The organism is Dyadobacter chenwenxiniae (assembly GCF_022869785.1).
GTDB lineage: Bacteria > Bacteroidota > Bacteroidia > Cytophagales > Spirosomataceae > Dyadobacter > Dyadobacter chenwenxiniae.
Map to the genome: position 1 here is coordinate 3,060,776 of NZ_CP094997.1, position 25,149 is coordinate 3,085,924.

Below are 25,149 nucleotides of genomic sequence, written 5' to 3' on the forward strand. Positions count from 1 at the left end.
TCGTACTGCAAAATTTGTGTCGTTAAATCAAAACAACACAAATATGAAGGCGATAGCATTAAAAGAAACAGGAGGAGTTGAAAAGCTGACTTTAATTGAGACCAAAACGCCACAGATTAAACCCGATGAGGTTTTAATTCAGGTAAAAGCAATCGGCATTAATCCGGTCGACGGCTTTGTACGAGGAAATAAGCCCTATCTGGAAAGAGTCATTAATCCGAAGCCCGGAGAGGATATAATACTCGGCTGGGACGTTTCAGGGACTGTGGTCGAGATTGGAAATGAGGTTTCTGATTTTAAGATTGGCGACGACGTTTTTGGAATGGTGAATTTTCCTGGTCATGGAAAAGCATATGCGGAATACGTCGCTGCACCAGCGGACCAGTTGGCACTGAAACCTGAAAACATTTCCTACGAAGAAGCAGCTGCGGCTACATTGGCAGCATTGACTGCCTGGCAATCACTGGTTACTTATGCAAAAATCAAAAAAGGTGACAAAATCCTGATCCACGCAGCCGCGGGGGGAGTGGGCCATTATGCAATCCAGATCGCGAAATACTTTGGAGCACACATTGTCGGGACCGGCTCAGGCGCGAAGAAGGATTTCATCATCAGCCAGGGAGCCCACGAATTCATTGATTATACCACTGAAAAATTTGAGGAAAAGGTCCGGGATGCAGACATTGTTCTTGATTCGATTTTTGGCGATCATGTGGTGCGCTCGCTGGATGCAGTGAAACAAGGCGGAAGACTTATTTCACTGCTGACCTTTTTTACAGACGAAAATCTGGTCAAAAAAATAACAGAAAAAGAGGTCTATGCGCATCGGCTGGGTGTCTTATCCAATGGTGCAGACATGAAACAGATCGCTGCACTGCTCGCTAACGGAACATTGCATTCATACATCTCCGCCCAATTCACTTTTGAAGAAATACCGCAGGCACAAACGCTCGTCGATGCAGGCAGGACCGTTGGTAAGGTTGTGATTACATTATAATTACAAGGATTTATGCCCTTTTGACGCATAAAACAACCGCCGTCGCGACAGTATGGCACGAAGTCTGTGCTGGATGCATTTTTGACCATAGCATTTCAGACAAAAATTTGGAGCTATGGATACCTTTTCAACCATGATTATCGACGCCGTTGACAAGATCAAAAACGCGGTCGTTAAAATCGATACATTTAAAACCATTAACGGAAAAATGAAGCCGGCCGGGTCGGGTTCCGGCTTCATTTTTTCATCCGACGGGCTGATTTTCACAAATAGCCATGTGGTAGAAGGCGCGGAGAAAGTAATGGTCAGCCTTTTGAATGAAAATGAAATCGAAGCCACGCTGGTCGGGAAAGACCCTGACACAGACCTGGCTATTTTAAAAATTTATACGCAAGGATATTCTGTGGCCAAGCTCGGCGATGCGGGCCAATTGCAGATCGGACAGTTTGTGATTGCGATTGGCAATCCTTACGGCTATCAACACACCGTAACGACTGGCGTTGTGAGCGCATTGGGGCGGACTTTGCAAACACAATCCGGCAGGATGGTCGATAATGTGATACAATCGGATGCGGCATTGAACCCAGGAAATTCGGGAGGCCCGATGATCAACACGGATGGCGAAGTGATCGGGGTAAATACGGCCGTGATCCAGGGAGCTCAGGGACTGAGTTTTTCCGTGAACATTAACACCGCAAAGGAAATTGCACGTCAGTTGATTCAGGAAGGAAGGGTTTTCAAGGCATTTTTGGGTCTGCAATTACAAGATGTGCAGATCAACGAAAAAGTCCGGCAGCATTATAAGCTGCAAAGCCGGACCGGCATTTTCATTACAAAAATCGATGCGGACACGCCCGCATCGCGATCTCAGCTGCTCGAAGGCGACATCATCGTTTCATTTAACAACCAAACGGTAAGCGACTCAAATGAGCTGTTCAAAGCACTCACAAATAAGAACATTCTGACGATCACCAACATTTCAGTAATCCGCCATACGGAATTACTGAACTTCATTATCGTGCCGGTTGAGAAGCGGAACTAGGGCATGATTTATACGATGATGTTTTTAGAATTCAGGATAGAAAAAAAACGCCTGATCGGTTGCCTGGCAAGATATAAATCAGCCCTTCGTTAGCAGCGATCTAACGGGTTACGTGCAGGCGTAACGGGTTACTTTGAATAGACTATACCAATAAATACAGCAATCACAGCGAGTTAGGCGGCCTTTTTCGCCGTTCGGGAATGAAAATTGGTACGATTATTGTTGTTAATGCACTATCAGAATCAAAGATAAATTTTTATCAAGCTTTATGAATTGGATTACAATCAACAGCACGGAAGAGGTCGAGCAGATTTATAAATCATCTGAGTACGCCATTATATACAAGCACAGTCCTCGCTGTATGACCAGCCTGATGGCTTATCGTCAGTTAAAATCGGATGTCAATTCGGTTCCGCACGTGGATGTGCCGCTTTATATTGTAGATGTGGTCAATAACCGCACCGAATCCATGTCGATTGCAAACAGCTTTAATGTGCAACACGAGTCGCCTCAACTGCTGGTTGTAAAAAACGGGGAATGTGTATTTGATGCGTCCCACGAGGACATTTCACTGCACGACACACTTTCCTATTTTCAATAAATATTTTTAAACAAAAAGAGATCGTCCAGCCGGTTTACCCCTGCCGAACGATCTCTTTTTATTTAATGCCTGCGAATTTCCTAGGTTGCCAGCGGAGGGCCTGACGGGATCATGATCTTCTCTCGCTTCATTTTGAACTTCATCCTTTTGGCTGTGAATTTTGCTGTCATATATTCGCCCATGTAGATCGAGCCAGCCATTACATCATCCTTCACAGTTCCGGAAAACATAAATGTGATCGCATCCCCGGGCTGCCGGTCCGTACTGCGCATTTTAAACTCATTTCCTTCTACGGTTCCCTGCAACTCGCGCACACTGAACTCACCTTTGTGAGAACCTTCAAGCCAGTTGCCATCCTGCTCAATGATAAGCATTTGTTTGCTGGTCGATGAGAAAAACTCCACATTCGCCTCCCAATGTCCTTTTAGTGACACGGATGCAGCAGCCATGTCGGCTTTCTGCGGAGCTCTTTTTTGTGATAGCACTTCAAACAAGCGATCGGAAACCACTTTATCATCTCCCGGCTGCATCTGCCCGGTCGTGATCGAGACGAAGGTTGCCCCGTCGCGGCTTCCGCCACCCAGCGCGATGCGCGGTTTGGTGCGCCCGAAAAGCTCAGCGATTTCTTCTCCGGTGATATTCAGTTTGGCAGGGTCCCACGAAATCCGTAATTGTGGCGTTCGGTTTGACAGTTGCTTGGGCTCAATAACCGTTGTCTTCACAGATTCAATTGCGGAAACTTTTTTGGAAATGTTGTCGAGCCAGGAAAGCCATCGCTTCCATTCGCCAGCATGATCCCTTTTCGTCCAGGCTTCTACCGCCGCAACCATTCCCATCGTCTCTTCCCTACCCACCTTGTTATCGCGTCCGGGGCCATGATGCGGGGCGCTTGCCTGCCAGGCCGACATTAAAATGTCTTTTCTCCCGAGTACCAACCCGGCGCACTGCGGTCCGCATAATGCTTTTCCGCCACTGTAAATGACAACGTCCGCGCCCATTTTCAGATGCACATTGGGAATCGTCAGATCTTCCGCAGCTGCATCGACCATTACCGGGATGTTTTTCGGCTTGGCCAATTTCGATATCGCCTCAAGGGACATAGGCCCACTCATGGACTCGTCGCCTGCCATCAGGTATATCATCGCCGTGCGGGAGCTGATAGCGTGAGAGAGCTCTTCGATAGAATCAACTGTGATCAATGTTACGCCTACATTGCGAAGGGCATGGTCATAAACGTTTCGGGAATATCTGGGAATAATGACCTCCGTTTTATCAAACCCGGCCAAATCCGGAACGCGTACCAGCTTCTCCGGATTTCCGCCCGTTACGCATGCGACGGTCACGTGCTTCATTCCCGCTGCGCAGCCGGCTGATACCAGCCCCCACTCGGCACCTGTAAGCTCGGCCAGACGTTTTCCAGCGCCAAAAGCAAGCTCGTCATATTGCACAAAAACCTGAGCCGCAGCATCCATCGCTGCCCGCACTTCGGGTCTTTCAATAGAACCGCCGATGATTGTAAATGTTCCGCGGCAGTTGATGATCGGCTCTACACCAATGGCTTGATAAATTTCCTTGCTTGCAGCTATCTCAGCATTTCTTGACACAGTTTCGGCAGCTTTTCTTTGGGGAAGCATGATACTTCCTGCAAGCGGAAGCATGGATAAATCTTTAATTGCATCTCTACGTTTCATTCTTTTTTATGAGGTTAAGGAATATGAAAAGGTTCTGGCGGACAAAAGCATGTTAAAGTATAAGATTTTGCATAAATGAGCCGCAGTAATCTGAAATATGGCATTTCAGCAGAATAACAGGACGAGTTTAATACTAAAACGAAACTTAACCAAATATAAAAACAACCGGCTCCGGGTAGGTTACCGCGCCTAATCTTGAACGGGGGGTATCCCTGCCTTATTTGGAATTCCAATAAACACATGATTTTCTGAATTGATTTGATAGAGCGTAGGATTATTTCGCGATCTTTACAATGAGTTCCTAACCTTCCAGCAGACCTAAATAATAGTGACTGTTTTGCGTTTCAAATCCACGCTTTACAATTTTTGGATCAAATTAACCGGGCCGCCCACCAAATTTCCTCTGAACGCCCGGATATTTCACTCGGTATGCCTGATCTCGCTTGCTGCGCTGAGTTATAATGTGCCATTCAATTACTTTATAGGACTACCCAAAGTAGCCCTGATCAGCCTGGTAGTTTTGTTGATAATTACGGCTCTGTATTATGCTTCACGCATACGGAACCAGTATGGGATTTCGATTCTGATCACCAATATGGTGGGATTGATATTATTCGTCATTAATTATTTTCTCAATTCCGGGCTGCGAGGCCCTACCGACCTCTTTTTTCTCCTCCTCCTGTTGTTGAGCATTGGCATAAGTCCTGCCAACCAGTATAAAATCTGGATTCCAATCAATATCCTGGTGGTTGTAACATTGAATGCCATTGAGTATTTCTATCCCGAAACGGTTCCATATACCTATGTTGACAGATACAGCGCGTTCATTGACCATATGTCCGCATATGTGGTTGTGTCAATCCTGGCATACATTTGTACGGATTATATCAGGCGGAGTTATGAAAATGAGAAGAAGTCTGCACTCGAAAAATCCCACTTTATTGCCGAGAAAAATCAGCAGATCCTGAAACAAAATGTTGAGCTTGAACGCATCAATGGCGAGAAGAACAAGCTCATGTCTATCGTCGCACATGACGTTCGGGCGCCGCTCGCCAGCATTCAGAATTTCCTGGAACTGCTGACTGACTACGAACTGGACGAAGCCGAAAAAAAGGATATAAAGAAAGAGCTGCTCGATGCCACTAACGACACAATGGCTTTGCTGTCTAAGTTATTGAACTGGTCTAAATCCCAGATCAACGGCGTATCTGCTCAAAAGCAACGCCTGAACCTGGACGAACTGCTGAACACCACCCTGGCCCTTGAAAGGAGCAGCGCCACCAGAAAAAACATTGATCTTGATTACAAGATAGACCCGGCCATTGCGATTTTTGCAGACCGGGACATGATGCAGGTTGTGTTTAGAAATCTGATCGGCAACGCTATCAAATTCACTCCAGAAGGCGGACAGGTAAGCATAGAATCCCAATTATCGGGCACTGACTGCATCATCGCGGTCAGGGATAACGGAATCGGGATCTCAGCTGAGCGACAGGCTGTCATTTTTTCGCTCAATGTGCAATCTACGTATGGAACCAAAAATGAGAAAGGCGTTGGCCTGGGCTTGTTATTAACCCAGGAATTCGTTGCTGCGCAGGATGGGAAGATCTGGTTCGAGTCGGCCCCTTCGGATGGAACAACGTTTTTTGTTGCTATCCCAAGGGCCTCGAAATCGACCTCAACCACTGAACCGGATCAATTGCAATTCGGAACTTCCGACAGGTTGTAAAAAATCTGCAGTCCTCGCTCCCGACCAATGCGCACATCTTCGTCTGCACCCTTGGAAGCGCCTTCCAGTCGCAGGATAGCGTCACATTTGTGCAGCAAACGCTCGGCAACCGGGTATAGGATCTCTTCATAAGGGGCGTCTCCGGGTACGCTCGATCCGGCCAGACGCAGCAAAGGCAAAGCCACCCACTCTCCTATTACCGGCAAATGGCCCGCCCGGAATAGTTCAAGCGTAACGGATTCCAATTTGGACAGATTTTGCTGCATCAGCGTGGGATCATCATTCGTGCCAGAACGATAAGGACCGGCGACAAGTATCATTAAACCTTTCATGATTATTTTTGATTAAATTAAGTGAATAGCTAAGCTGCTTTGATTAATTTTAACACTTTAGAATCAAAATAGATCTATAAATTTATCATTATTGATCAAATTTGATTTTATTTGATCAAATGTAAATCTTTGCGATGAATTTCCAAGAGCGAAAGAAAAAAATTCTGACCGCAGTTGAAGAATCGGGCAGCTTGTCGGTGTTTGAATTGTCGGAAAAACTGGCCATGTCACCTGCCACGATACGCCGTGACCTGCACGACATTGCCGAAGAAGGCTTGCTGCTGCGCACTCACGGGGGCGCTATGAAGATTGAGAATCCGGTTTTAACCAGCTTCGCTGCGAAAGCGGGCACGAATGAAGCGAACAAAGAAAAAATTGCGCAAGTCGCCGCTGAATATGTGACAGATGGAGACATTATTTTTCTTGATTGCGGCAGCACTGTTTTCAAAATGTGCCGGTATCTCAAAAAACGCAATGGAATCAAAGTGATCACCAATTCGCTCCCCATCATGGCAGAACTGATTGATGTCCCCTCCATAAGCCTGAATTTGATCGGTGGCGAAATTGACAAACAACGCAAAGCCGTTCACGGGCACAAGGCAATTGAACATATCGGCAGTTATCATGCGCACAAAGCATTCATAGGCATTGATGGAATTTCGGCGCACAATGGCTTAACTGCGCATAGCGAGCACGAATCTTCGATCACGTCTGCCTTTATAAGGAATGCTTCGCAGGTTTTTGTCCTTTGCGATTCGTCGAAGGTTGGTAAGGACAGCCACATTAAATTTGGCAACTTGTCACAGATTAACACCCTTTTCACAGATCAGGATCTCGATCCGGGTAGAAAAAAGGGGCTTATTGAAAAAGGACTGAATGTGGTCATAGCCGAATGATTCGCATCTCAATTGATGATGGCATTCTTCTGGTACGAGCCGGGCGTTGTTCCGGTCCAACGTTTGAATGCCCTGGAAAATGCACTGAGCTCATTGTAACCGAGCATGTAGGAAATTTCCTTGATTAAATATTTTCCGGAACTCAAATAATTCAGTGCCAGAGCTTTACGAACTTCATCCGCAACTTCCTGGTAAGTGACGTTTTCATCTTTGAGTTTGCGTTGCAGGCTTCTCGGGCTGACATTAAAATTTGCGGCAATCTCTTCCAGCGACACAATTCCGAGATACGCGTTTTTAAGCAGATATTGGTAAATCCGTGCACGGTAACTATCGCTTTCCGCCTGGGTAAGTTCAAGCAGATTCACATTTTGCAGCAAGCTGGTCTGCAACTCGTAATTGGCTGTAATAATGGGCAGGTCCCAGTATTTGCTGTCGAACGTCAAAGCATATTCGTCCTTTGTTTCCAGTGGTTCGCAGCGCAAGAGTCTTGTATACTCTTTTGCAGCCGATGCGGTGAACGGCAAGCGGGCTTCTTCGGGTTTGATTTTTTCAAGAATAAATCCGTCCAGCTCGTGGATCAGAAACACCATAAAAAAATCAAGCGTTTGCTTAAATGCAAATTCGGAGTCTTTAAGCCTGGCCTGGTTCGGAATCAGATTAATGGTGAAACGCCGCTCACTTTGCCGCACTTCCATTTTGAAAAGATCCGTAACCAGTCCCGTTAACGAAGTAGCAATGCTTACCGCATTCCCAACCGTTGTGCTGGTTTTCACAATTTCACCCACAACACCCAGCGCTGCCAGTTGCAGCGACTCGCCAAGGTGCAGACCAAAAAGCGGATCATTACTTAAATGACAGGCGTTAAGCCAAAGATCATTAAGCTGCTTTGCCGAAAAGGTGATACTATTCTTGCCTGTTAATTCAGGAAGTGAAATTCCTGAAAGTTTGCATAGTTGCGTTGCCGAAATGTCCCGCTGCACCGCATAAGCGACAATGCCCAGAACGAACTGTTCTTGTTGATCTTCCATGCCATAAAGATATCATCGCCGGATTTTTGAAAAAAGCCCCTGTCGCCTAATGACAATCAAATGTCATGTAAAGACAAAAAAATATCCCCCCGACAAGGTCGGAAGGATATCTGCGATACTCAACGTTAATTAAAGTACGAATCTACTACATATATTTTTGTAAAAGAAGCAACCACATTCGGCCGCAGAACATGGCCGATGCTCCGATATTTGTCACTGCCTTTACAGCCGCTGGCATGTTGAACGTGCCGGCCCAGCAGGTCGAAAACCTTACTCAGCAAGTGCGTATGAAGTATACCGTTTGTTCATTATCAGTCATATACGAGCTTTTTAGGGATTAACCTGAGGCCGAAAAGAATGCCCGATCTGATGTAATATTTAAAGCTAAAAAGCTGCCCAGGTTCCATGCAGACGAAAGCGTTCTTTGCATTTCGAAAACTGCTTGATAGAATAATTTCTACAATTTCAACAAAATAGTGAGCGGTTTATAGTACATTTTAATAAATTAGCTATTTTTAAGACATACAGACTCACACTTACAAAACGACCTGGCGCCCAGAATGAAACAAATATTACTTGTCGAAGACCACTCAGTAGTCAGACTGGCCACCCGTTTCCTGATCCATAATCTGATCGATTCGGCCAGCATTATGGAAGCCACAAATTTTGAAGAAACACTCACACACGTATCATCATCGCATTTTGATCTCATCATGCTGGACATTGACATTCCTGGCGGCGAGGGTTTTAATATGATCCCGAGACTCAGAAAATTGCAGCCCAAGGTTAGCATTCTCGTTTTCTCAGGCATGGATGAAGCGCTCTACGCCATGCATTACTTAAAAGCTGGTGCAAATGGCTTTCTGGCCAAAAATTCTCCTCAGCATACCGTAAAAGCAGCGATTTTAGCGGTGTTGGAAAACGGCCGGTTTGTAAGCGATATTGTACAACAACAGCTCATGCGGCACACTTTTGAGGCTGATATCAACAGTGGCAACCCGCTTGAAAACCTTTCTCAAAGAGAGCTGGAAGTGATGGACCTGCTGCTGGATGGGAAATGGACAAAAGAGATAGCAACCCGCCTGAACATCACCGGAAGCTCAGTGAGCACCTATAAATCCAGGATTTTTGAAAAGCTGGAAGTTTCCACGATCATTGAGATGTTTGTGAAAGTGGAGCACTACAAGAACCGCAGGCCTGGAAAATAAGACTTTAATAAACGCAACCCATTTCTCGGAATAGCCGTGGAAAAGCTGCGCAATGTGCATTTTCACATTATATTTGCGATTCACAATCTTCAAATGAAGGAACCCAAAACCATCTATCTGGCTGATGATGACCAGGACGACCGCTACTTCCTACGACAGGCAATGAAAGCCGCCAATGCTTCCACCGAAATTATCGAAGTGGAAAACGGTCTGGAATTGATCACCGTCATGAAAAAACAACCTGGGCCCCAGGCTTCGCTTATCCTGATGGACATGAACATGCCCAAAATGAACGGTCTCGAAACCATTGCGGCTATCCGGGCAGATACCGCGCTTTCGACGGTTCCGGTAGTAATGATTTCCACTTCGTCCAATTCTTCGCTCATCGAAATGGCCTACGAGGCCGGTGCAGATAGTTTTATCACCAAGCCGAGCACATTTGAGGAATTCAACCAGCTTGGTGTTCAGTTAACCGAAAAATTCCTTTCATAATATACTCACTTTGGGTGTAGAACATTTTTTATGCAACCCCAATTCGCGCATTCGGGCCCGCTCTGGCAGATTGGTACGGTATTTTTAAATGTCAACTTCAGGACACGTTACCAAGAGAATCATAACGTCATTTTCAATGTATAACAACCCCTCTGACTTAAACACCAGCCTGCCATCCTTGCAAAAGTCACGCACCGGCATTAAAGGCTTAGACGAAATCACGCTCGGCGGGCTTCCACAGGGAAGGCCGACATTAATATGCGGCTCCGCCGGATGTGGCAAGACGCTTTTCTCGATTGAATTTTTGGTGCACGGCGCGCTGGAATTCGGCGAGCCTGGTGTCTTTGTTGCATTTGAGGAAAAAACCGAAGAGTTGACTGTCAACGTCGCATCGCTCGGTTTTGACCTAGCACAAATGCAGAAAGACAGGCTCATCAAGCTCGATCACGTTCACATTGAAAGAAGTGAAATAGAAGAAACGGGCGAATACGATCTGGATGGTCTCTTTATCCGCCTTGGTCATGCTATTGACAGCATTGGTGCCAAACGGGTTGTACTCGATACGATTGAAAGTCTTTTCTCCGGGCTTGATAATGAGGCGATCATTCGCGCCGAATTGAGGAGATTGTTTGAATGGCTGAAAAACAAAAACGTTACCACAGTCATTACCGGAGAAAAAGGCGAAGGCACACTTACACGCCAGGGACTTGAAGAATATGTTTCTGATTGTGTGATTATGCTGGATCACCGGGTTGAGAATAAAATTTCGACACGGCTTTTGCGCATTGTGAAATACAGGGGTTCCGTTCACGGAACCAACGAATATCCGTTCCTGATAGACGAGGATGGCATTTCTGTGATGCCTGTAACATCACTCACGCTATCCCACTTTGCTTCCAGTGACCGTATTTCATCAGGAATACCTGCGCTAAATAAAATGCTGGGTGGTAAAGGGTTTTTCAGGGGCAGCAGCGTTCTCGTTTCCGGGGCGGCAGGAACCGGCAAGACAAGTATCGCAGGTTCATTTGCCAACGAAAGCTGCCTTAATGGCGAAAAGTGCGTTTATTTCGCATTTGAGGAATCCCCAAAACAGATTATCCGGAATATGGGGTCCATAGGCATTGACTTACAGGCCCACATCGATAATGATCTATTGAAGTTCCATGCGTCCAGGCCTACATTGAATGGACTGGAGATGCATTTGTTAGCGATTAATAAGCTGATTACCCAATTTAAACCAACAACGGTTGTGGTAGATCCGATCACAAACCTGACCACCGTTGGCTCAGTCAGTGAGGTTAAAAGTTTGCTGATCAGGCTGATAGATTTTCTGCAATCGGAAGGCATTACCGTAATGTTCACTGCTCTGTCCCTGAATGACAGTATTTCAGAGCAAACAGACGAAAGCATTTCTTCGCTGGTGGATGCGTGGCTGCTTGTACGCGACATTGAATTAAACGGTGAGCGAAACAGAGGACTTTACGTGATGAAATCGCGTGGTATGAAACACTCAAATCAAGTAAGGGAATTTGTGATCAGCGACAATGGCTTGGATCTCTTGGATGTTTTCCTCGGACCGGATGGGGTGCTGACAGGTTCGGCAAGGGAAGCGCAACAGTTGCTGGAACAAACAGATGCGGCATTAAGAGATCACGCGGTGTCCAGGAAGGACAGGGAAATTGAAAGGAAAAAACTGGTGCTGGAATCCAAAATCAATAGCCTTAAAGAAGAATTCGAATCTTTGCAAGAGCAACTGAATAAAACCTTTATTGAAGAACAACTCAAACAAGAAGTCTTCGAGAAGAATCGGCAGGAAATTTCCCGTTTCCGCGACACCGGCAAATCATTGGAATAACAAAATGCACCAAAATAATTAAATGGAAGATACAGCAGAAATGTGGGAACTAAGGTTGTATGTGGCAGGCAAAACCACTAAGTCGGTTACTGCACTAACCAACCTTAAAAAATATTGTGAAGAACATTTAAAAGGTAAATACGTCATTGAAGTAATCGATCTTCTTTTACAGCCGCAATTGGCTGAGGGCGACCAGATACTTGCTATTCCTACCCTTGTGAAGAAAGTGCCGGAACCGATTCGCAAGATCATTGGAGATCTATCCAACGAAGAGAAAGTTTTAGTTGGATTAAATATACGCCCTGCAAAAAGAACAGAATGAACGAAAACACGGATACTGAGCCAACTAACCCGACCGACGATAACGATTTTTACGTGCTTCGGCTGTTTGTGACAGGCGCGTCCGTTAATTCGATAAGAGCGGTCGTTAATGTAAAAGAAATATGTGAAACCTATATCAAAGACAAGTATTCTTTGGAAATCATCGATGTCCATCAACAGAAAAGCATCGCTGAACAAGAACAGATCATTGCTTTACCCTTACTAATCAAGACTACGCCGCTTCCGGCCAGAAGGCTGATCGGCGACATGTCCGACACACAAAAAGTACTCAAAGGTCTGGGAATCTCGATTGGATCATGAATAGGCAAAAGACATACGAAGAGTTAATAAAGGAAAACGAGGAACTGCACCAGCAACTGGAAGAAGCAACGGATACCATCCAGGCGATCCGGTCAGGCCAGGTGGATGCGCTCGTGGTTAAAAGCCCGAATGGCGGGCACCAGTTGTTTACGCTTAAAACAGCCGACCAGACTTACCGTGTGTTTATCGAAAAAATGAACGAAGGTGCGGTTACGCTAAGCCATGAGGGCCTCATCCTTTATTGTAATTCAATGTTCGCCTCGATGATCAACATGCCGCTGTCCAGGGTGCTGGGCTTGCATTTCAGCGATTTTATTGCAGACGGCTTTCAGGAAATTTATCTCGATCTGTTCAATAACGGCTGGCGGGAAGACAGCAAAACGGAGCTATGCGTCACAAGAGGCGGTGAACTCGTTCCCTGCCAGCTCTCTGTTACAATGCTACAACTGGACGAGGGACCAGCACTGAGTGTGATATTGACGGACCTTTCGTTTCAAAAAGAAATTCAACAGCTGCTCAAACAGAACAATTTGCGGTTGGCTGAGATCAATACAGAATTGGAGGTCAGCAATCACGATTTGCAACAGTTTGCGTCTATCGCCTCGCACGACCTCCAGGAGCCTTTACGTAAAATATTGATTTTCTCAACCATGCTCCGTAACAAGCTTGTTGATGAGCTCACGGACGAGAATGTTACTTATCTGAACAAGATCATTGCCTCTTCTCAAAGAATGCGGAACATGATCACAGACATCCTCAGTTACTCAAGGCTTTCGACCAACGTCAATAATTTCGCCGTCACAAGCCTGAATGAAGTAATTGACGAAGTGATTGAAGATTACGAAATCTTGATTTTGGAGAAAAAAGCAGAAATCATAGTGGACAAACTCCCTGATATTGAAGTTAACAGAGGTCAGATCAAGCAGGTTTTTCAAAATTTGATCAGCAATTCCATTAAATTCTCTAAACCAGGCTTAGCACCCGTGATCCGTATTTCGGGGGGCGTGCGCGAGGGTTCGGAAGGATCGCTGAAAGACTCAACTGGAACGAAAAATTGCTTTGTAACCATTTCAGACAATGGGATCGGGTTCGACGAGTTGTACTATGAAAAAATCTTCTCCTTATTTGAAAGGCTGAATACAAAGGACAAATACGAAGGCTCGGGCATAGGATTGGCCATTACGAAAAAAATCATTGACAAACACAACGGCAGCATCGCCGTCTCCAGCAAAGAAGGCGAAGGAGCAGTTTTCGAACTGACTTTACCCATTTCGCAGCGCTTGGGCTGATAACAGGCTGCAATTCACTTTCACAGATCCCCTTTAACTCTTTTTAAGATTTAGCTTACACCGGAATGTATAATTTTGAGGATTACAGAAACCTTCAAGATGCATCCCATCGACAGCCAAACCCTTCAAGAGCTACAAATATTCCCCAAAAACCCCAGGGACGCTAGCATCCTGAATTTTTTCGACCGGTCTGCAACCGAAGGGGGACGAGACCATTTACGGCAATTGCTTACAAGCCCTAAGCGCTCTCATTCAGATGTAATCGCATTTCAGGATCTGCTGAAAGCGATCATGAACGAGCCGGATACATTTAAAATCAACATTTCAAGAACGTATGTTGCCGCGGCGGAAGCTTATTATGGCTCCAATATTGCCTATTCAATGTCCCAGGATGTTGTTCGGCATTGGTTCGACACATTGATATTTTCACTCCGGAACCCTGCGGAGTTTTACATGGTGCAAAGCGGGTTTTTCGCAACATTCAAAGTCTTGAAGGCCATTGAAAAAATGACCGCTGCCTTACCCGCCAGCCTGCCCGATCTGCTGAAAGATGATGCAGGCTTTCTGAACGCTTTTTTGAACAAGAAGGGCCTGCGGAATATGCTGAGACGAGAAGAAAAAAAATTATCGATCCGCGTTATCTTTTACTGGGATTACTTTTTACGTATTGTGTTTAAAAAGGAGCTAAGAAGCGTTTTGGATATTTTTTATAAGTTCGATGCTTACCAGGCCATATCCCAAACGGCGATTGTGAATCGGCTGTCGTTTCCTGAATTCGATGAACGTAATGCTGGACGAGCAAGCTTCAATGCAAGAGACATCTGGCATCCGTTGATCAAAGCGGCGGTTCCAAACAGCATTTCCCTGGACGACGAGACACCTGTGTGTATGCTTACGGGCGCCAATACGAGCGGCAAAACAACATTCCTGAAAACATGCGGCATTGCCGTTTACCTGGCACACCTCGGCTGGCCGGTTCCTGCGACCGGTCTTCGCTTAACGTTTTGTGACAGGCTCTTCACATCCATTCATCTTTCTGACGACATCTCGCTGGGTTACAGCCATTTTTACAGCGAAGTAATGCGGATCAAAACGATTGCAGAAGCACTATATGCGGGAGAAAATTGCTTCATCGTTATCGACGAGCTGTTCAGGGGCACCAACCAGGAAGATTCGCTGCAATGTTCCATTAAGGTTATCGGTGGTTTTGCCCGACACAAAAATTCCCTTTTCTTCGTATCAACACACCTGGAACCCCTTCTGCAACGCTTTGAGCACGAAGGTTCCATTTGCTTCCGCTGTTTCAGAACGCACATTAAGGGCGATAATTTTATCAATTCATATCAGATTGAAAACGGTATTTCATCGGAAAGGCTCGGACAGATCATTTTAAAAAAAGCAGGCATTGAGTTGCTTTTAAATGGCAAAAAAGAGTGAGAATTTTTACCTTGTATGGAGCCACGAAACGGTAACCAATGAAACTGCCAACGATCTTTATTCTCATCCTGGCAAGCAGCGCGGAATGCTTTGCACAGAAGCAAATTGATTGCAGCTCTATCGCTATCCAGGACAGCCTTTTTAATGTTTATTCCAATAGAGCGCGCTCCTTTGGTTATGATCATCCGGGTTGGGACCAGAGTTATGATAGTTTGATAGCCATTTGTCCAAACATTGCGGAGGCTTACCAGGAGAAAGGTTTGCCGCATTTATTTAATGGAAACCTCGCAAAAGTATTTGAATATAATGATAAGGCCGTGGAATTGGACCCGAAGCGCTGGACGTCTTACCGCGGCTATCTGCATTGCATCTACGCTAAAAATTATGACAAAGCGATTGTTGACTTCGAAAAAGCATTAACCCTAACGCCGAACGGTTTTATCGAGGATCATACGTTCTGGTTTTTCCTGGCTTTGTGCAATATGGAGCTGGGAAATTATGTAAAGGCGGAAAGCTTTTTGCAAAAGGACATTGCGCAGCAAAAGCGCGGCGAAGGCAAGAATGACCTACATTTCAATTCCCTGTTGTATTTTGGAATCGTTTATTATCTGATGAATGAATACGACCAGGCAGAGAAATGGTTGCGGGACTGCCTGCAAATGTACGAACAGCACCCTATGGCCAATTATTACCTCGCCATGACGATGAAGATTACTGGAAACACACAACAGAAACTCTATTTCGAGCGGGCGAGGCAATATGCGCTCGATGATTACAGAATGAACGAGCCTAATTCACAAAATCTCACATTCCCAAAACAGGTCTCCATGGAAGAAATGGAAAAGCAGCTATAACTTCCGTTCGATCCAAACGGCCAGGAAGCAACCCATCAGCAACGAAAACCACATCCAGTCGGAAAGCTCTTTCCTTACGCCCCTTGCATGATGGCTGGATAGTGCCGATTTATTCTTCAATTTAGTTTGAAGATGATTGTAAGATTTTATAAAATTAGCCAGCCGGGCAGTCTGATTAATCCTGTTTTCAGTTTTCTTATTTTCCACATATACTTCCATATTTAGCGAGTCGTCTGAGCTGAGCCAGCCGGATTCTGTGGGCTTGAAACGGATGGTTGCTGATTTGTTATTGAGTGAGGAAGTTTTTGTAAAAAGCGTATCTGAACCGACTTTCAGGAATTCTGGCATTTTTGAAAAACCATTCCATGCAATGTCAGCATGAATGCCTTCCAACAAAGGTGCTTCAACCTCGACATTATTCCCAATAGCAGGTAAAACCGGCGCCAAAACCGCGCCCCAAACGCTTTGATAAGTTGCACTATCTCCTGTTAATTGTAGTGGAAAAGTCTCATTCAACAAACTCACGCCCACTTTGCCGCGTGCCTTTTCAACAGCGACAGGAAATGCCCGGGAAGTAAAGTATCGGTTGCTTTGCAAAAACCTGAAAGGCAGCGCAGTAAGCCCTGATTTCACGGGAATTGCGTCTTTTCCTGTAATTTTATCAAGGGCAAATCTGGTCCCCAAAGCCGCATTAATCGCCTTAATTTCGGCTGCCGGATTTGTGACATTGATGAAGAGAACACTTTTCCAGGCCATTAATAACTTCTTAACCCGTTTGTTACCAGCATTTCCAGCATGTGTAAGGATAACGTCGGGTTCTTTTGCTTCATTGATCGTTTCCCGGCTTCTTACATCCTTTGATAATGTTGCCGCATAAATCACGGAATGCCCTGATTTCCCCAGCCGGTTTGCCAGTGCACGGCTTTCGAAGTCGGGATTGTCGAGAATAAATTGAAATGTCAGCTTCTGGGCGGGTCTTGCGAAAAAACGAAGAGTATCCTGAACATGATCATCCATGACAAGCTCCACAGCCGTCCTGCCTTCTGAAAAAACGGGAAATTGTGTTCTGAATTGATTTTGACCCGGTTTTAGAACCGTGCTGTCGAGCGTTTGATTTCCATAAGTTATTCTTAAAACCTGCTCTTTGGAGGAAGTAACATTACCGCGTATCACCTGCATTTCACCCTTCCGGGCAACACCTTTCCAATGCAAGCTTTGCAATTGGTTATCAGCAAAATATGGAATCCATTGAATTTCGGCAGGGGTGGTTTGCGCGACTGTAATCTCCATCAGCACTTCCGGTTGAAAATCCTGTCCTGCCAAAATCAACGTATCGAAGTCAGTGTTTTTGAAGTCATTTGAAACTACTTTTTTCGCATTGGCAATGCTGTCCTTCAACGCATTCGCCCGCCCGGCAGGAACATCTTTTCCAATAAGAAATCCCGTCACTGATTTCGCTTCTGTGATCAGATAGGGCTGTATGATAAACGCCATAACGGCCAGCCATAACAGCACATTCAAACCCACCCCTATCCATCGTCGTGGCGCTGAAACGTCGACTTTATTTCTCAAAAATGTCAGCCACAGCAGCAACGGAAGCAACCCAAAAGCGAGTGCAAGAATGACGAGATTTAGGGGGTCTGACCAGTTAAAATCGAATTGAATCATGCGTTTTTGTTGAACCGGCAGGCTGCATTCATAATTATTGTATCTTTTTCCAAAATGCGTCTTCAAGCTTTTTCTCGCTGGAATAACCGCGCCTGCTTTGCTCAGAATGGTTGGTATATCTTAACAAATGCATTTTCAAATGCTGCTTTTCTTTCGAAGACAACGTTTTCCCACTAACCAGTTTTTGCAACAACCCGATCATTTCCCAGTTTCCTAATCCGCCGTTGAAAGGCTCGCTGTTAATGAGTCGGCCGGATAATGTTCCTCCGGCCAGCCGCAATGTGGATCGTTGCTTATTATTAAATTCTGTATAATCCAAAAAACCCGAAATCGCTGCGGCCAGCTGCGCAGTTGTCTTTTCTCTGTAAAACTTCTCAGCATTCAGATCATTGCTGATTTCCTTTAATTCGCCGCTTAATCGCTTCTCTGTTTCTTTGATCGGAGGCGGATCGTAACCACTTTTTTTGACGTAGGTCCGGGCCTTATGCTGGGCAGATTTAAGATATTCCAACGCCTTATGCTCAAATGGAAGCGCCTTTTCAGGCTCATAAAGGCGTAAATGCAGTTCCGACTGCCACATTTGCTCCAAAGCCATTTTCAACAAGCTTCGGGTCGATTGCTCGTAGAAAGTATTTGTTTCCGCATCGTCGTGCGCGTGTACATATTGTTCCATTAGTGCCGCCAGGGGATCTTTTTCACCCGTTTCCTCATGCCCCTTCCCATGGTCATGCCCGTCATGATCGCCCTTATGCGCCGGTTCGGTCGAGCCGCGTTCGGTCGGGCCGCGTTCGGTCGGGCCGCGTTCGGTCACGCCGCGTTCGGTCGCCTCACCCGCGGCATCCGACTTGTGTGTGAAAGCGTCCAGCATATTTTCACCCGACGGAATGGCTGCTTCGGGCACACCGCCACCACCAATGCTTGTTTCAAATTCCTCTCCCAGATATTGCCCGTAGCGCAGCCTGAGCACTTTCTGATCAAAACCGATTTCATTTGAAATAGAAGCGAACTCTTTTTGCGGCAACTTCCTGCGCCTGGCGATCAGCTTCTCTGTATCGATAATAATCTGCCGCTGACTTCTGAAATATTCCGGCATGATGTTCACAGCCATCGTCGCCAGCTCCGCCTCCTCCACATTTGAGGTGTCTTTATAAACCAGGAAATATGTATCTGACTTACTAAAATTTGCCTGTGGCGATTTGTTGTCAAATGCCGCCCAATAGTAATACAGTTCGTCGCCGGGCGAGAAATTTAGCTCATTGAGATTAATTTCCTTGTGCAGGTTGGCTTCTTTAAAATCCGTTGGCGACAAAGGGAATTTCACCTCCCTGAATTTGACATTCTCCCCGGACCCTCTTGCCAATGTTGCCACGATAAATGCTTGCTTAACACGGAAATCGTCAGAGATCTTAGCTGAGATTTTGATGGTTTTGGCATCTTGCAGCATGTGATATTTATACAAATCCTTTGAAGCAGGCTCAATTTTCGGCGCAAGATCAGGCAATGCTTCCAACCTGTAAAAATCGGATTGGTAAACCAGTGAATCCTTCCAATAACCCTTCATCGCATATAAACCTGATCCCGTGATCTTATCTGAATGCGTAAAAAGGTTACCCTGTTTTTGAAAAGGAATTTCCTCTCCTCTACTATTCGTCAAGCGTAGAACGAGATTTTCTGAATGTGTAAACTTCACCTTCCAAGTCAATGCTGAACCGGCGATTGAACTAATATTCAAATCATTCGATTGCCTGTCAGGTAATGTCGTATAATCAGGCGGAGCAATGTAAATGCGGGCCCACTCAATTTCGGGAGGGGTCGGCACATTCACTTTTGCTGATTTCCCAAGCTGCTTTTGAATGCTGTCCTCTGCTTTTTTACCCAAAAAAATGGTAGGATGAATGAAGTGGAACGCCAGCGCCGTCAGGAGAATGCCCAGGTAAGGCGTCAGCCCGCTATAAAGTTTAGAAAATGGGAAGTCGTAACCACGGTTTGTTATACGCTCCAGTTGCAATTGTTCCGCAATGTTCAGATCAGGCTTTTCCAGAAGATGCAAACTATATTCTGTCTCCCCCACGTGATTGTGGATCAGCGAAATTGCCTTGTTTCTGTTATTCTTATAAATTCCGGATAGTAAAAATCCAGCGCATAATCCTGCAAATGCTGCGGCAATGCTGGCCGGATGAGAAGGCCCTGCAAACGTTGAGGTGAAAACATAAGCTGTGCCAGCCAACAACAGGCATCGCAGCAAGGCGCTGGCATAGAGCTGGTTGGTCACCAAACCGATCATTTTTCTCAATTCATGCATATTTGCGGGAAATGCTTTGATTGAGTGAGATCCAACGCTCGAGTATTAGTGTCAGGAGAAAAAGCAACAAAAGCCATTGATGCAGACCATCTGATAATGGTCCCTTCCCGGGCTTAACACGTCCAAATGCGGCATTCAGTTGCCTACCGCTTAACGGATTTGTGTTTTCTTCCAGGTCATAATGTTCTATCAGCATTTCTCCCAGCCATTCCGGCAATTGACCATTTTGCACGATATCAGAAGTCGCTAACCGCAATGAGTCGCTTACCTGGATAATATTTTCAAACACCTTATCGCCCATATTCCCCTCCGGCACAACGTACAAAGTTTGCGCATTCGGCTTTGTTATGGGTTTATCTGTAAATATCCAGTCATATTGATTTCGTGATCCGATTTTCAAATCAATGTGAAACGGAATCTTAAAAACCACTCTCAACGCCTCCAAACCAGCCTGAACCGTGCGCGATTCGTCCGGATTCCGGTAATCGATCAAGACGTTAATGTTGGTTTTTCCGAGTTTCCGGGCCAATCCACTCAACGGATTCTCCAACTTACGGGAAGAATCCCGAACGACATTTAATTTATAGGTTCCGGGAATAAGTATTTTGGGTAAATGGCTTATTTCCTGACTGTTGTTCAAATATAAATTCAAATGCGTGTTGTCGTTTGCCGTGCTATTAACGCTTCGCTGCAACGATGCCAAACCGCTTCTTTCCTCTGGAATTGAAGCAATGTCCGTCAGAGGCTTTAAACCGGCACCAATCCAGATCACTTTTTCCTCCCTTTTCAGCGCACTTTCAATTTCAAACCGAAAGTTGCTGACCACTTTATGATCCGCCTGCACCAAATGGGCTTCCTCTTTTTTAATGTCCTTGCCAAACCAGTTTAAAACAGGGCGGCTCAGTAACATAGCCAGCAAAACTACCAGCAGACAACGGATCAAAAGTAGCGGGATCTCATCCAGCCGGATGCCCCGGTGTTGGAGTGCAGTTTTGTCAATAAGCCATTGTGAAGCAGCCCAGGCAATCTGTTTACCCTTTTTTTGATACCAAAAATGAATGATCACCGGCAAAGCCACTGCCAACAGCCCCCACAGCATGTATGGATTCAAAAACTCCATTTATCCTTTCCGTTTTGTTAAAAAGGCCTTCAAAACCATTCCAATCGGATCGCTCATGCGTGCACGGACGAGGCTTACATGCGGAATTTGCAAAGCTTCTTTCAATTGCTGCAAATACTGCTCAGCCGATTCGCGAAACTTTTCCCGAACCGATCCCGCATCCAGCTCCACTTCCCTGCCCGTTTCCAGATCCTTAAACCGGTAAAACCCTTCGAGATTAAAGTCCACTTCCTGGTCTCCCAAAATCTGAAAAACAACAATTTCCCGATAAGGGCCCGCCAAAGACCTTATCAGATCCAACCATTCGTCATGCGCCTGCAAAAAGTCGCTTACAAAAATCAGTTGCTCCTTTTTCTTCGATTGCAGCTCGGGAAACTTGATTCTGCCACCCGTTTCGGCTTGCTGTCGCCAGGGCCCTTGCGCAACTGTTTTTTCCAGACCTATCAGTATTTTCTGAAATGCCTGCTTGCCCGAAGACGCTGCACCGGTTGCGGATATAGTCTGTATCGCGCTGTCTTTCAATGTATACAAACTCATTTGATCATTCTGAATGTAGCTAAGATAGCTCAGCGAGGCCAGCAGGATTTGGGCATATTGCAATCTGCTGACACCATTTTCCGCATAATTCATGGAACCGGAAAGGTCCAGGACAAACCGCACCTGCTTATCACTTTCCGTTGAAGACTCCCTGATCAGATGCTTGTCCGTACGCGCAAATAGTTTCCAGTCAATGCGTTTGGGATCATCACCCGGCTCATAATGTCGATATTGTTCAAACTCCACCCCTATCCCCGACCGCTTACTCGCATGAATGCCCAGCATCAGTTCCTCGCTCACCAGCTTCCCGGTAAGTTGCAGGTTTTTCAGCTTTATGAGCTGCGATGCGAGTAGTCCGGTGTTTTTTGCCACGTTCATGTTGCTATGTCAGCTTTTTACCGTTCGCAACAATTGGTCGATCACTTGATCCGTGCTGATGTTTTCGGCTTCGGCGCGGAAATTAATAGCGATTCTATGCCGCAAGACAGGATATGCCAATGTTTGAATGTCTTCCGGGATCACCGAAAAGCGTTCGTTCAGGACTGCGCGGGCTTTGGCGCATAATACGAGCGCCTGCCCCGCGCGCGGACCGGCTCCCCAGTCGCACCATTCTTTGACAAATTCGGATGGGCTTCCTTCGGGCCTTGTGGCTCTTACTAATCTGTTAATCCATCGAATAAGGTCATCGCTAATGTGCACCTGGCGCGTTAATTTCTGCAAATCCACGATTTCGGAATCCGTCAAAACCCGCTCAATGTCAGCTTTAAATGATCCCGTTGTGCCTTTCAAAACATCCAGTTCCTCCTGTTCATTGGGATAATTCAATCTGATATAAAGCAAAAAACGGTCGAGCTGGGCTTCGGGCAAGGGATATGTTCCGGCTTGCTCGATGGGGTTTTGCGTGGCAATGATCAGGAACGGGTTGGGCAGCTCGTAATTGGTGCCGCCGTAAGTCACGGATTTTTCCTGCATGGCTTCCAGCAAGGCTGCCTGTGTTTTGGGAGGCGTCCGGTTTATTTCGTCGGCCAAAACGACATTGGCAAAAACAGGGCCGCGGTTGAATTTGAAGAACTTCTTGCCGGTTTCATGGTCTTCTTCCAGAATTTCGGTTCCCACAATGTCACCGGGCATCAGGTCTGGCGTAAACTGGATCCTTTTAAAGCTCATATGCAGCGCTTCCGACATGGTCTTAACCATCAGTGTTTTCGCCAAACCAGGCACACCTTCCAGTAAGCAATGTCCCAAAGCAAGCAGCGAAATCAATATCTGATCGATGGCTTCCTGCTGTCCGACAATCACCTTAGCAATTTCCTTTTTTAGCAGCGGCAGCTTGGCTACAAGTGTTTTATAACGGTTCAATTCCAAATTTTCCAAACCTCAAATAGCATTTTTACATTAAATAAAAGTCGCCACAGCAACTCATTCACTCATTCACTCATTCAATCATTCAATCATTCGTTCAAAGCGTAAACCACGATATTCACGCCAAAACGCGTATTATCGACGGCTAAAAAACGTTTGTTCCGAAAATCGTAATCCCATTCGCAGCCGTAATCTTTGTTGCTATATAAAACCCCGATGCGTCCGTTGACCGTAATCGCTTTGAGATAGTCATGCACAAGGTCATCGCCCCAGCCATTCAACTCGAAAGAAGTCGTCGGCGGGCCGTCTGCGAATTTGAAAAAACTATGATATAACGGATGGTTATTAGGGATTTTCTGCAAGGCTCGGGGACCGAATGTCCTTTCCATTTCCTGTTCGAATGACTTGGCAAAAAGTCCGTCGATATCGTGGTTACAATCGTCTACAAACACGAATCCGCCATTTTGCACATATCGCCGGAAATGGTCCCTTTCCTGCGTGGAAAACTCAACGAGCTTGTGCCCGCTCAGATAGCAGAAAGGGCTTTTGAAAATTTCATTACTATTCAATTGCACTACTTTTTCCTTCTCGTCAATAGGAATCGTAGTGTATTCAACCAGCGAATGCAACAAATTGGAAGGCATTCGCTGGTCGGTGTCCCAGTTTCCGGACGTGTATTGAATTCGTGTAAAGAAAAAAGGCTTCAAACTGCGTCGGAAAGTGAAGAAAACGTAAACTCTCTGATTTTCATGGGCGGAATCATATAATTCCTGTCCGACTCCGTGCTCACAACCCTTTCTGACTTACCCAACGTTTCCAGATTGTTCAGCATGATGACCGGACTTTCATTGAAGCGGAAATTTTTGACCGGGTGCTTGATAACGCCGTTTTCAATGTAAAATGTACCGTCGCGCGTGAGTCCTGTGAGCAATAATGTTTGCGGGTCCACTTCGCGGATGTACCAAAGCTTGGTAACCAAAATCCCCTGTTTCGTGGATTTGATCAATTCCTCCATTGTGGCGGTTCCGCCGTCCATGATCACATTGCTGGGAGAAGGAACGGCCTTCACATTGTTCTTTTGTGCCCAATAGCGCGAATAAATCATGTTTTTAACAACACCCTTCTCTATCCAGGTTATTTTATCCAAAGGCTGGCCATCACCTGCCCACGGCGAAGCGGGCAGATCGGGGTGTGTTGGATCGGAATAAATGTTGACACGTTCGTCGACAATTTTTTCGCCCAATTTCGTCTTTCCACCGGGCTTGCTCAGGAATGAGCGCCCTTCGTCTGCGCTTCTGGCATCGAAATTAAAGTATATGTTTTCCAATAATACCGCTGCCGCCGTCGGTTCAAGAATGACGGTGTATTTTCCCGGCTCCAATGCTTTTGCCTTCATCGAGCCCATGGCTTTCTGGATCGCAATGGTTGTTGCCGCGGCCGTATCCAGCTTATTTACATCACTATAACCTCTGGCGATATAACCCGAGCCTGTGCCATCCGGCGTACGGACGGTGAGCGAGAAGTTGACGCTCGTGCTTGGGTAATAAGCAAATAATCCTTTGGAGTTCATCATAGCCGAATAGCCTTTCTGGTTGTCCAGGAAACCGGCTGCCGTCAAGTTTTTCGCCCTTGATAATTCCAAACTTTTTGCAACCGCATCGGCACGTTTGTCGGCATTAATGCCTGCCGTTGACTCGAAGAAACCAGTTGATTTCAGATAAGTCTGCGGTTCCAGAATGCTCACGTATTCAGGGTTTTCCGGTGCAAGTTGCGCCAGTTCCTCGGATCTTCTGACCACTTTTTCCAACGATTCGTCACTGAATTCATCAATCGTTGCAACCCCTACTTTTTTTCCAAAAGAAGATTGAACAGATAAATTCTGGTTGATCAGCGATCCGCTTGTAGAAACTTCGTTCCTGGCGTAACGCAGATTGCCCCGCTCCTCGCCCAGTAAATTAATTTCACATTCATCCGCCTTGGAATAAGCGAGCACTTTTTGCAATAATGCCTTTGCTTCTGATTCAGATAGTATGATTGACATGTTTTTAATTTTGAATGAGTGAATGA

23 protein-coding genes are annotated in these 25,149 nt (G+C 45.8%); 13 read left to right on the top strand and 10 right to left on the bottom strand.

The window, feature by feature from the left end:
- The first annotated feature begins 43 nt into the window (after nucleotides 1-43).
- The 3 genes from MUK70_RS13060 to ytxJ all read left to right on the top strand — a co-directional run bounded on the left by MUK70_RS13060 (nucleotide 44) and on the right by ytxJ (nucleotide 2,640).
- Nucleotides 44-997 carry an NADP-dependent oxidoreductase gene (locus MUK70_RS13060; protein ID WP_234652766.1) on the top strand — a complete coding sequence of 318 codons (954 nt, stop codon included), beginning with the start codon at nucleotides 44-46 and terminating at the stop codon, nucleotides 995-997.
- A 115-nt stretch (nucleotides 998-1,112) separates the two neighbouring features.
- Entirely contained in the window at nucleotides 1,113-2,039 is a 927-nt protein-coding gene (locus tag MUK70_RS13065) for a S1C family serine protease (RefSeq protein ID WP_234652769.1), read from the top strand.
- A gap of 268 nt (nucleotides 2,040-2,307) precedes the next feature.
- Nucleotides 2,308-2,640 carry a bacillithiol system redox-active protein YtxJ gene (ytxJ, locus tag MUK70_RS13070; protein WP_234607596.1) on the top strand — a complete coding sequence of 111 codons (333 nt, stop codon included), beginning with the start codon at nucleotides 2,308-2,310 and terminating at the stop codon, nucleotides 2,638-2,640.
- Between the two features lie 80 nt (nucleotides 2,641-2,720).
- Here ytxJ and MUK70_RS13075 read toward each other — a convergent pair whose 3' ends face one another.
- Nucleotides 2,721-4,331, bottom strand: a complete 1,611-nt coding sequence (locus tag MUK70_RS13075; RefSeq protein ID WP_234652771.1) for an aminotransferase class V-fold PLP-dependent enzyme — start codon at nucleotides 4,329-4,331, stop codon at nucleotides 2,721-2,723.
- A 337-nt stretch (nucleotides 4,332-4,668) separates the two neighbouring features.
- Between MUK70_RS13075 and MUK70_RS13080 the strand changes: the two genes are divergently transcribed.
- Nucleotides 4,669-6,060 (top strand): sensor histidine kinase, encoded by a 1,392-nt coding sequence (locus MUK70_RS13080; RefSeq protein WP_234652773.1) that lies wholly within the window; start codon nucleotides 4,669-4,671, stop codon nucleotides 6,058-6,060.
- On the opposite strand, the gene MUK70_RS13085 is transcribed toward MUK70_RS13080, so the two are convergent.
- Nucleotides 6,027-6,392 carry a DUF4406 domain-containing protein gene (locus MUK70_RS13085; RefSeq protein WP_234652775.1) on the bottom strand — a complete coding sequence of 122 codons (366 nt, stop codon included), beginning with the start codon at nucleotides 6,390-6,392 and terminating at the stop codon, nucleotides 6,027-6,029. The two genes, MUK70_RS13080 and MUK70_RS13085, sit on opposite strands and share 34 nt — an antisense overlap.
- A gap of 134 nt (nucleotides 6,393-6,526) precedes the next feature.
- On the opposite strand from MUK70_RS13085, the gene MUK70_RS13090 reads away from it, so the two are divergent.
- Nucleotides 6,527-7,288, top strand: a complete 762-nt coding sequence (locus tag MUK70_RS13090) for a DeoR/GlpR family DNA-binding transcription regulator (RefSeq protein WP_234652777.1) — start codon at nucleotides 6,527-6,529, stop codon at nucleotides 7,286-7,288.
- Between the two features lie 8 nt (nucleotides 7,289-7,296).
- Here MUK70_RS13090 and MUK70_RS13095 read toward each other — a convergent pair whose 3' ends face one another.
- Entirely contained in the window at nucleotides 7,297-8,316 is a 1,020-nt protein-coding gene (locus tag MUK70_RS13095) for an AraC family transcriptional regulator (protein WP_234652780.1), read from the bottom strand.
- Between the two features lie 560 nt (nucleotides 8,317-8,876).
- Between MUK70_RS13095 and MUK70_RS13100 the strand changes: the two genes are divergently transcribed.
- The 8 genes from MUK70_RS13100 (at nucleotide 8,877) to MUK70_RS13135 (ending at nucleotide 16,093) form a co-directional block, all read left to right on the top strand.
- Nucleotides 8,877-9,524: a response regulator transcription factor gene (locus tag MUK70_RS13100; RefSeq protein ID WP_234652782.1), complete on the top strand. Its 648-nt coding sequence runs from the start codon at nucleotides 8,877-8,879 to the stop codon at nucleotides 9,522-9,524.
- 36 nt (nucleotides 9,525-9,560) lie between these two features.
- Nucleotides 9,561-10,016, top strand: coding sequence for a response regulator (locus MUK70_RS13105; protein WP_234652785.1), 456 nt, complete (start codon nucleotides 9,561-9,563; stop codon nucleotides 10,014-10,016).
- 136 nt (nucleotides 10,017-10,152) lie between these two features.
- A complete protein-coding gene (kaiC, locus tag MUK70_RS13110; protein WP_234652787.1) occupies nucleotides 10,153-11,871 on the top strand; it encodes a circadian clock protein KaiC in 1,719 nt (572 codons plus the stop codon).
- 22 nt (nucleotides 11,872-11,893) lie between these two features.
- A complete protein-coding gene (locus MUK70_RS13115; protein WP_234607605.1) occupies nucleotides 11,894-12,193 on the top strand; it encodes a circadian clock KaiB family protein in 300 nt (99 codons plus the stop codon).
- On the top strand, nucleotides 12,190-12,513 hold the full coding sequence (locus MUK70_RS13120; protein WP_234607606.1) for a circadian clock KaiB family protein: 324 nt from the start codon (nucleotides 12,190-12,192) through the stop codon (nucleotides 12,511-12,513). The genes MUK70_RS13115 and MUK70_RS13120 overlap by 4 nt, the downstream gene beginning before the upstream one ends.
- Nucleotides 12,510-13,802, top strand: a complete 1,293-nt coding sequence (locus MUK70_RS13125) for a sensor histidine kinase (protein WP_234652789.1) — start codon at nucleotides 12,510-12,512, stop codon at nucleotides 13,800-13,802. Before MUK70_RS13120 ends, MUK70_RS13125 begins: the two co-directional genes overlap by 4 nt.
- A 75-nt stretch (nucleotides 13,803-13,877) precedes the next feature.
- Nucleotides 13,878-15,239, top strand: coding sequence for a MutS-related protein (locus MUK70_RS13130; RefSeq protein WP_234652791.1), 1,362 nt, complete (start codon nucleotides 13,878-13,880; stop codon nucleotides 15,237-15,239).
- 38 nt (nucleotides 15,240-15,277) lie between these two features.
- Nucleotides 15,278-16,093, top strand: coding sequence for a tetratricopeptide repeat protein (locus MUK70_RS13135; RefSeq protein WP_234652793.1), 816 nt, complete (start codon nucleotides 15,278-15,280; stop codon nucleotides 16,091-16,093).
- Here the strand turns inward: MUK70_RS13135 and MUK70_RS13140 are convergent.
- From MUK70_RS13140 to MUK70_RS13170, 7 genes are all read right to left on the bottom strand, one after another.
- Nucleotides 16,088-17,761 (bottom strand): hypothetical protein, encoded by a 1,674-nt coding sequence (locus MUK70_RS13140; RefSeq protein WP_234652795.1) that lies wholly within the window; start codon nucleotides 17,759-17,761, stop codon nucleotides 16,088-16,090. The two genes, MUK70_RS13135 and MUK70_RS13140, sit on opposite strands and share 6 nt — an antisense overlap.
- A 34-nt stretch (nucleotides 17,762-17,795) precedes the next feature.
- The gene (locus MUK70_RS13145; protein WP_234652797.1) at nucleotides 17,796-20,063 is read right to left on the bottom strand and encodes a DUF4175 family protein; all 2,268 of its coding nucleotides are present in this window, start codon (nucleotides 20,061-20,063) and stop codon (nucleotides 17,796-17,798) included.
- A complete protein-coding gene (locus MUK70_RS13150) occupies nucleotides 20,056-21,183 on the bottom strand; it encodes a BatA domain-containing protein (RefSeq protein ID WP_234652799.1) in 1,128 nt (375 codons plus the stop codon). Before MUK70_RS13150 ends, MUK70_RS13145 begins: the two co-directional genes overlap by 8 nt.
- Nucleotides 21,184-22,098, bottom strand: coding sequence for a DUF58 domain-containing protein (locus MUK70_RS13155; RefSeq protein ID WP_234652801.1), 915 nt, complete (start codon nucleotides 22,096-22,098; stop codon nucleotides 21,184-21,186).
- Nucleotides 22,099-22,107: 9 nt separating this feature from the next.
- Complete coding sequence (locus MUK70_RS13160) at nucleotides 22,108-23,094, bottom strand: AAA family ATPase (protein ID WP_244784831.1); 987 nt, start codon at nucleotides 23,092-23,094, stop codon at nucleotides 22,108-22,110.
- Between the two features lie 77 nt (nucleotides 23,095-23,171).
- Nucleotides 23,172-23,789 carry a DUF4159 domain-containing protein gene (locus MUK70_RS13165; RefSeq protein ID WP_234652805.1) on the bottom strand — a complete coding sequence of 206 codons (618 nt, stop codon included), beginning with the start codon at nucleotides 23,787-23,789 and terminating at the stop codon, nucleotides 23,172-23,174.
- The gene (locus tag MUK70_RS13170) at nucleotides 23,786-25,123 is read right to left on the bottom strand and encodes a TldD/PmbA family protein (protein WP_234607616.1); all 1,338 of its coding nucleotides are present in this window, start codon (nucleotides 25,121-25,123) and stop codon (nucleotides 23,786-23,788) included. The genes MUK70_RS13165 and MUK70_RS13170 overlap by 4 nt, the downstream gene beginning before the upstream one ends.
- Nucleotides 25,124-25,149: the final 26 nt, after the last annotated feature.